The organism is Sphingosinicella sp. (assembly GCF_052388015.1).
GTDB lineage: Bacteria > Pseudomonadota > Alphaproteobacteria > Sphingomonadales > Sphingomonadaceae > Allosphingosinicella.
This window is the reverse complement of sequence record NZ_JBQTIN010000051.1, coordinates 1-7988: the sequence shown is the minus strand read 5'-3', so window position 1 is coordinate 7988 and position 7988 is coordinate 1. Positions and strand designations below refer to the sequence as shown.

Annotated in this window: 7 protein-coding genes; 2 read left to right on the top strand and 5 right to left on the bottom strand. The window is 69.2% G+C overall.

Annotation, left to right across the window (positions count from 1 at the left end; genetic code table 11):
- Positions 1-210: 210 nt before the first annotated feature.
- The 4 genes from ACT4N3_RS04575 to ACT4N3_RS04560 form a co-directional block, all read right to left on the bottom strand.
- A complete protein-coding gene (locus tag ACT4N3_RS04575; protein WP_444854029.1) occupies positions 211-1530 on the bottom strand; it encodes a M24 family metallopeptidase in 1320 nt (439 codons plus the stop codon).
- A 60-nt stretch (positions 1531-1590) separates the two neighbouring features.
- Complete coding sequence (locus ACT4N3_RS04570) at positions 1591-2787, bottom strand: exo-beta-N-acetylmuramidase NamZ family protein (RefSeq protein ID WP_444854028.1); 1197 nt, start codon at positions 2785-2787, stop codon at positions 1591-1593.
- Entirely contained in the window at positions 2784-3332 is a 549-nt protein-coding gene (locus tag ACT4N3_RS04565; protein WP_444854027.1) for a DOMON-like domain-containing protein, read from the bottom strand. Before ACT4N3_RS04565 ends, ACT4N3_RS04570 begins: the two co-directional genes overlap by 4 nt.
- An 85-nt stretch (positions 3333-3417) precedes the next feature.
- Positions 3418-4164, bottom strand: coding sequence for a glucose 1-dehydrogenase (locus ACT4N3_RS04560; RefSeq protein WP_444854026.1), 747 nt, complete (start codon positions 4162-4164; stop codon positions 3418-3420).
- A gap of 102 nt (positions 4165-4266) precedes the next feature.
- On the opposite strand from ACT4N3_RS04560, the gene ACT4N3_RS04555 reads away from it, so the two are divergent.
- Positions 4267-4605: an ArsR/SmtB family transcription factor gene (locus ACT4N3_RS04555; protein ID WP_444854025.1), complete on the top strand. Its 339-nt coding sequence runs from the start codon at positions 4267-4269 to the stop codon at positions 4603-4605.
- Between the two features lie 51 nt (positions 4606-4656).
- Complete coding sequence (tyrS, locus tag ACT4N3_RS04550) at positions 4657-5880, top strand: tyrosine--tRNA ligase (protein WP_444854024.1); 1224 nt, start codon at positions 4657-4659, stop codon at positions 5878-5880.
- Here the strand turns inward: tyrS and recG are convergent.
- Positions 5866-7986: an ATP-dependent DNA helicase RecG gene (gene recG, locus ACT4N3_RS04545; protein WP_444854023.1), complete on the bottom strand. Its 2121-nt coding sequence runs from the start codon at positions 7984-7986 to the stop codon at positions 5866-5868. The genes tyrS and recG overlap by 15 nt on opposite strands.
- Between the last annotated feature and the right edge of the window lie 2 nt (positions 7987-7988).

The following is a 7988-nucleotide window of genomic DNA, read 5'->3' as shown; positions in this document are numbered from 1 at the left end:
GCGGCCGGCGGGGCGGGTGCTGGTGGTGGCGGGTGGCGTGGGGCGGGACTTCCGCGGCGTTCTCCCCCGGTGGGGGGGGTCGGGGGCGGCTCGCCCCCGCGACCGCCGGGACTCGATGTCCCGGCGGAAGCGTCGCAATGATGCCCGAAGTCCATTGGGCGCGCCGACGCGCGCACCCACCCCTCAATCCCCTCCCTGAGAGGGAGGGGGCTAGCGGCCGATCAAATGAAAGCGATCGAGGCGCCCGTCGAGAAAGCGGACGCTCGTGCCGTCATAATAAGCGTCCTCCTCGAGCCGGAATTCGACCATCTGGCCACCCCATTCGGGCACCGCCTGGCGGACGTTCAGCTCGACCGACCAGGCGGTGTTCGGTCGCACCATCCCTTCGCCGCGTGGATCGGCATTCTGATTGTCCCAGAAGCCGATCGACGGGCCGGCGCCATGACCGTGATAGCCGAGGGGGTGCGAATAAATGGTGGCGTTCAGCCCCTGCGCGCCGGCGCGGATGCGGGCGGCCTCCAACACCGCATTGCCGCTGAGCCCGGTGCGGAAGCTCGCCACCACCGCGTCCTGGGCGCGGTTGGCGGCGGCGAGGCCGAGGCGGAGGCCCGCCGGCGCGTCGCGCTCGCCACGGCGAAGAACGTAGGCGAGATGCTGGGTGTCGGTATTGAGGCCGAGATAGGTGATGCCGAAATCGCACCACAGCATGTCGCCGGGCTGGATCACCGCGTCGCCGTCGAGCGGGCCTGCCGCGCCCTGACGGAAGATCGCGACCGAGGGGTGGAACCAGGTGTCGAGCCCGAGCCCGGCGATCCGCTCGCGAAACCACCAGACGAGGTCGTCGGCGCTGGTCCGGCCGGGGCGGATCGCGCGGCGCGAAAAGCCCTCGGCGATGATCGCATGGGCGATGCGGACGATCTCGGGATAGCGCGCCATCTCCTCGGGGATGCGCCGCTCCAGCCAGCCGATGGCGAGATCGTCGCTCGCCTGGACGCGCGGGCGCAGCCGCGCCGGCAGCGCCTCGATCAGCGCTTGATATTGGCTGTGCGTAAGGCCGTCGCCGAAGGCGCTGGCCGGCGAGACGTTGACCCGGATCGTGCTCGGGTTCCGCGCGACGATCAGCTCGGCGAGCCGCGCCCATTGGTCGGGCTGCGCCGCCGGGTCCCAGGCCGGCGCGAACAGGCCGCCGAGGCCGTAGCGGCTGACCGTCAGCCGCTCGATTGGCCGCCCGCCGCCGGGATCGTGGAAGATCAGGATCGTCCGCCGCCGCGCCCGCATGCTGGTCGCGTTCAGCATCGTCGTCATCACCGGATCTTCGAGATATTCGCGGGCGATCAGCACCCACATGTCGACGCCCGCCTCGCGCATCAAAGCCGGCACGACCGCGTCGAGGCGCCGGGCGAGCCAGCCGTCCTGCAGCTCGGCCCGCTCGCGCAACGGCAGGATGCGCGGCATCGCCGGGTGCATCTCCTCCTGCGCGGAAGCGGGCTGCCAAGGGGCAGCGAAGCTCACAAGCAGGATGAGGAGCACAAGTCCCAATCCCCCTCTCTCCGGCGGGGAGAGGGAACAAGAGCGGCGACCGGGCCCCGCCTAGTAAAGGACATAGGGCCTCCGCTCCTCTTCCCAGGCCTGCTCGTCGGGCATGGTCAGCGCATCGAGATCGCCCGGCGCCGCGGCCGCGTCGTCCACCCATTCTCGCAACCCCGGCCCGCCGTTGATCACGTCGATCGCCAGTTTGTCGAACACATATTCATAGGGAAAATCGCGCCACAGCTCGTAGTCCGGATAGAGCGCCCGGATTGCCTTGAAGCCCAGCGCCTGCAGCCGCCACGGCTTGAACGCCGCATGGTCGTAGGCGCCACCCTCCGCATGGATGAACACGCCTGAGCAAAGCTGGCCGACATGCTTGTGGAAGGTCGGCTGAAACCAGATATCACGCAGCGTGCAGCCCTCCAGCCACTGCGGCGCGAGGCGGTGCATTTTCGCCAACACTTGTTTGGCGTCGATGTCCGGCGCGCCGAACAATTCGAGCGGGCGGGTGCTGCCCCTGCCCTCGCTCAGCGTCGTCCCCTCCAGCATCACCGTGCCGGCATAAGCCCGCGCCATGTTCAGGTTGGCGGCATTGGGGCTGGGGTTGATCCACACCCGCTCCGGCGGCCAGCCAAAGCCCGGCCCCTCATCCGGCCGCCACCCCTCCATCTCGATCACGCGATAATTGACGTCGAGCTTGAAATGGTCGACGAACCAGCGGCCCATCTCGCCGAGCGTCAGCCCGTGCCGCATCGGCATCGGCCCCGCGCCGACGAAGCTCTCCCAGCCCGGACGCAGCGTCAGCCCTTCGACCGGACGGCCGGCGGGGTTGGGCCGGTCGAGCACCCAGACCGACTTGGCGTGCTCGGCGGCGGCCTCGAGCGCGTAGAGCAGCGTCGTCACGAAAGTGTAAATACGGCAGCCGACGTCCTGCAGGTCGACCAGCATCACGTCGAACGTGCCCATCCACTGCCCGCGCGGCCGGCGGACCTCGCCATACAGGCTGAATACGGGGATGTTGGTGGCGGGGTCCGTATAATCCGGCGACTCCATCATATTGTCCTGGAGATCGCCCCGCACGCCATGCTGCGGCCCGAACATCGCGGAGACGTTCACCCCCGCCGCGATCAGCGCGTCGAGACTGTGCGTGAGGTCCGCCGTCACCGAGGCAGGATGTGCGAGCAGCGCGACCCGCCTTCCCTCCAGCGGGCGGCGCAGCTCAGGCTCCGCGAGCAACCGGTCGATGCCGAATTTCATGGCGCGGGTGCTGGCGGCAGTTCGAGCGCAAAGCAAGCGCGGTCGTGGAAATCGGGCGCGTCCCCGCCATGGCGCAGCGCCCAGAAGGATTTCGCCCCGCTCTTATCCTCGATGACGGCGGACAGGCCGAGCCGGGAATAATCGGCGCGAAGATCGGGCGTGAAGAGGATCGACACTTCCAGACGCGCCTCCTCGCGGGTCAGCGCGATCTCCGGGCGGGCGCGGAGCGCGGCGTTCATCGGGACCGGATCGCGATAGACGGCGAGATCATAAGCCGCCCATTGTGACGAGGGCGAGAAATTGAACTCGAGATAGGCCGTCCCCTCGCGCGCTGCGATGAACGCCTCGAAGCAGGTCGTCCGCCAGAGGTTGTCCGCCCGGAGCGGCGGCGCCGGCTCGGGCAGCAGCAATTCGTCGGGCCGGCCCGAGACCAGATAGCGCAGCAAGATGGCATCGGCGGACGGCCGCTCGACGACGACTTCGATCTCGTCCACCGCCGCCGCGGGGTAAGCGGGATGAGGGGAAAGGCCGACCTGCACGGCCATCGTCCTAACGGATTCGCGTGATGGCAGGAAAGCGGGAACGGCGGCGGCGCCAACACGCGCCGCCGTCCCGCCACCGTTGCAGCGATCAGCGCAGGCCGCCGCCCGCGCTCAGTTTCTCGCCGGTAAGCCAGCGCGCATCCTCGGAGGCGAGGAACACCGCCACCGCGCCGATGTCGTCGGGCTGACCGATCCGGCCGAGCGGGGTCTGGGCCACCCAACCGCTCTCCAACTCCGAGCCGATGACACCAATCGCGTGCGTGCCCTCGGTCTCCACCACGCCCGGATTGATCGCGTTGACCCGGATCCTGCGCGGCCCGAGCTCCTTGGCCAGCACGCCGGTGATCGCGTCGACCGCGCCCTTGGTGCCGGAATAGACCGCCGTATCGGGCGGCAGGACGCTGGTGACCAGCGAGGAGATGTTGATCACGCTGCCGCCTTCGCCGAGATGCCGGGCCGCCGCCTGCGTCGCCAGCAGCACGCCGAGCACGTTGACGTCGAACATCCGGCGATACCGGTCCTCGGTCACGGCGTCGATCGGGGCGAATTCGTAGACGCCCGAATTGTTGACCAGCACGTCGAGCCGGCCATAAGTTTGCACGGCGGCGTCGATCAGGCCTTGGGCCTGGTCCGCCTTGGACACGTCGCCCTGCACGGCGATCGCCTTGCCGCCCGCCTCCTCGATGTCGCTCACGACCTTGTCCGCGCCGGCCTTGCTCGATGCATAATTCACCACCACCGCGGCGCCTTCCGCCGCCAGCGCGCGGGCAATGCCGGCGCCGATGCCCTTGGAGGCTCCGGTGACGACGGCGACTTTTCCTGCAAGTTTCGACATGATCTGGTTCCCATGGGCCGGTCGCCGGAATGGCGCCTTACTCCCATAGTTCCGAAACTTAGAACTATTGAACCCACCTTCAAGACCCCCTAGTTGAAATTCATGCGCCCCCTCCATCACCCTTCGATAGACGACGTGACGCCGGAGGCGATCCTCCATGCTCTGTCCGATCCCGAGCGGGTCACGATCCTGGCGGAGATCGCCGGCCGCGACTGCGCCACGGCCTGTTCGGCCTTCGCGGCGATCGGCCAGCGGGTCATTCCCAAATCGTCGCTGTCGCAGCATTTCAAGGTGCTGCGCGAGGCGGGGCTGATCCGCTCCAAGCGGCAGGGCGTCGAGATCCGCAATGCGTCGCGCTGCGCCGAGGTGGAGGTGCGCTTTCCGGGCCTGATCGCCGCCATCATGAATGCTTACGGCCGAAACCCCACCCCGCCGGCCTAGCGTCGCGCGCCGCTATTCAAGTCCCCCGCCCGCCATGCTAGGCGCGCCGCAATGCACCAATACAAGTCCGATCTCCTGCGCCTGCTCGATGAGCGCGGCTACATCCACCAAGTGACCGACGCGGCGGCGCTGGACGCGCTGGCGGCGCGGGAGATCGTGCCGGGCTATATCGGCTTCGACGCGACCGCGCCGTCGCTCCATGTCGGCTCCCTGGTCCAGATCATGCTGCTCCGCCGCCTCCAGCAGGCCGGGCACAAGCCGATCGTGCTGATGGGCGGCGGGACGACCAAGATCGGCGACCCCTCCGGCCGCGACGAGAGCCGCAAGCTGCTCACCGCCGCCGACATCCATGCCAACATCGCCTCGATCCGCCGGGTGTTCGAGGCCTTCCTGACCTTCGGCGACGGCCCCACCGACGCGGTGCTGGTCGACAATGCCGACTGGCTCGACGCGCTCGACTACATCCCCTTCCTGCGCGAGGTCGGCCCGCATTTCACGATCAACCGGATGCTGACCTTCGACAGCGTCCGCCTCCGGCTCGACCGCGAGCAGCCGCTCACCTTCCTCGAATTCAACTACATGATCCTCCAGGCCTATGATTTCCTGGAGCTCTCGCGCCGCGCCGGCTGCCGGCTCCAGCTCGGCGGATCGGACCAGTGGGGCAATATCGTCAACGGCGTGGATCTTGCGCGGCGGATGGACGGCGCCGAGCTGTTCGGCGTGACGACGCCGCTGATCACCACCGCCGACGGCGGCAAGATGGGCAAGACCGCGGCCGGCGCCGTCTGGCTCAATCCCGACCAGCTCGGGCCCTATGACTATTGGCAATTCTGGCGGAACACCCAGGACGCCGACGTCGGCCGCTTCCTGCGCCTGTTCACCGATCTGCCGCTGGACGAGGTCGCCCGGCTGGAAGCACTCGAAGGCGCCGGGATCAACGACGCGAAGAAGGCGCTCGCCGACGCCGCGACGGCAATGCTGCACGGCGCGGATGCGGCGGCGGCGGCCAACGAGACGGCTCGGCTGACGTTCGAGGAAGGTGCGTCGGGGGCCGAGCTGCCGACGCTGAAGGTCGCGGGCGAAATCTCGGTCGCCGACGCTTTGGTCGGCCTCGGCTTTTGCGCGTCGAAGAAGGAGGCGCGCCGGCTGATCGCGCAGGGCGGCGCGCGCGTGAACGACGAGGCGGTATCCGACGAATTCGCGATGCTCACCGTGATTGGCGACACCCGCGTCTCGGCCGGCAAGAAGAAGCACGGCTTGCTAACCGCCGCGTAGTAGACCCACCGCCGCGTCGCGCTCCATGAGATAGAGCAGCAGGCGCGCCGCCTGCCCGCGCTCGCTTTCCAGGCCGCCGTCGCGATCGATGAGCAGGCGGGCGTCGTCGGCCGCGACCGGGGCCAGCGCGGTCACCTGCTCGGGCGTCGCGACGCGAAAGCTCGCCTCGCCCGATTGGCGGGTGCCGAGGATCTCGCCGGCGCCGCGCAGGCGCAGATCCTCCTCGGCGATGCGGAAGCCGTCATTGGTCTCGCGCATCAGCGCCAGGCGCGCCCGCGCCGTTTCGCTCAGGATCGGGCCGCGCAGCAGCAGGCAGATGCTGCGCTGGTCGCCGCGCCCGACCCTGCCCCGCAGCTGGTGCAGCTGGGCGAGGCCGAAGCGCTCGGCCCCCTCGACGATCATCAGCGATGCGCTCGGCACGTCGACGCCGACCTCGATCACCGTCGTCGCGACCAGCACCGCAAGGTCGCCGCGCTGGAAGGCGGCCATCACCGCGTCCTTCTCCGGCCCCTTCATCCGGCCGTGGACGAGGCCGATCCGGTCGCCGAAGCGCAGCTTCAGCACCTGCGCCCGTTGCTCCGCCGCCGCGCGGTCCGAGGCCTCGCTCTCCTCGACCAAAGGGCAGACCCAATAAGCCTGCTTGCCCTCGCCGATATGGCGGCCGAGCGCGCCGATCACCTCGTCGAGCCGGTCGAGGCTCACCACCCGCGTCTCGACCGGCAGCCGGCCCGGCGGCATCTCGTCTAGCCGGCTCACGTCCATCTCGCCATATTGGGTGAGGGTGAGCGTGCGGGGGATCGGCGTCGCGGTCATCACCAGCAAATGCGGCGGCCGCTCCGCCTTCTGCGCCAGCATCAGCCGCTGGGCGACGCCGAAGCGATGCTGCTCGTCAATCACCGCGAGGCCGAGCTTCCTGTAGCCGACCTTCTGCTGGAAGATCGCATGGGTGCCGATCAGGATATGGATCGAGCCGTCGGCCAGCCCCATCAGGCAGGATTCCCGCGCCCGCCCCTGCTCGCGGCCGGTGAGGATCGCGACATTGACGTGCAGGCCGGCGAGGAAGCGGCTCAGCGTCTCGTGATGCTGGCGGGCGAGGATTTCGGTCGGCGCGAGCAAGGCCGCCTGCGCGCCGCCCTCGACCGCGGCCAGCATCGCCAGCAAAGCGACCAAAGTCTTGCCGGAACCGACATCGCCCTGGAGCAGGCGCAGCATCGGCGCGTCCTGCGCCATGTCAGCCTCGATCTCACCGATCGCGCGGCGTTGCGCCCCGGTCGGCGCGTAGGGGAGCCGGAGCTTGTCGCGCAGGCTGCCGTCGCCGGCGAGCGCCAAGCCGCCCCGCTTGCGCGAGGAGGCGCGGACCAGGCCGAAGGCGAGCTGGTTGGCGAAAATCTCGTCATAAGCGAGCCGTTCGCGGGCTTTCTCTTCGTCTCCACTCCCGCTTGCGGGAGGGGATTGCGGGGTGGGCCTGTCTTGAGGTTGGGCCTGCCCACCCCCGGCCCCTCCCGCTTGCGGGAGGGGAGGAAGCTGATGCGCCGTCTCCAGCGCCTCGGCCCAGCCGGGCCAGCCGCGCCGCGCCTTCAACGTCGGCTCGATCCACTCGGCAAGCTCGGGCCGGCGCGCCATCGCCTGGCCGGCGAGATCGGCGAGCCGGTGGCTCGTGATCCCCTCCGACAAGGGATAGACCGGCTCGCGCGCCGGGATCGTCGCCGCCTCGGCCGGCGTCACGACATGGTCCGGGTGGACGATCTGCAACTCCTGCCCGTAGCGGTCGAGCTTGCCCGAGACGATCCGCGTCTCGCCCAGCGGCAATTGCTTCTTCGCCCAGCCCGGATTGTTGAAATAGGTGAGCGTCACATAATTGCCGGCCCGGTCCTCGGCGAAAACGCGCGTCGGCCCGCGCCCGCCTTGCCGGATATCGCGCGGCGTCACGGCGACGATGATCACCCGGCCGACATCCGCCTCGTCGAGCGTGTCGACCGGCTTGCGGTCGATGCACCCCGTGGGCAGGTGGAACAGCGCATCGACCACCCGCTCCAGCCCCAGCTTGTGCAATGGCTTGGCGAGCGTCGGCCCGACGCCCTTCAGCGTCTCGATTTCCGCGAACAGGG

Excerpts from the sequence above, each read along its gene's own strand:
- ACT4N3_RS04570 (WP_444854028.1), bottom strand. The coding sequence starts at position 2,787 with ATGAAATTCGGCATCGACCGGTTGCTCGCGGAGCCTGAGCTGCGCCGC.
- ACT4N3_RS04565 (WP_444854027.1), bottom strand. The coding sequence starts at position 3,332 with ATGGCCGTGCAGGTCGGCCTTTCCCCTCATCCCGCTTACCCCGCGGCG.
- ACT4N3_RS04560 (WP_444854026.1), bottom strand. The coding sequence starts at position 4,164 with ATGTCGAAACTTGCAGGAAAAGTCGCCGTCGTCACCGGAGCCTCCAAG.
- ACT4N3_RS04555 (WP_444854025.1), top strand. The coding sequence starts at position 4,267 with ATGCGCCCCCTCCATCACCCTTCGATAGACGACGTGACGCCGGAGGCG.
- tyrS (WP_444854024.1), top strand. The coding sequence starts at position 4,657 with ATGCACCAATACAAGTCCGATCTCCTGCGCCTGCTCGATGAGCGCGGC.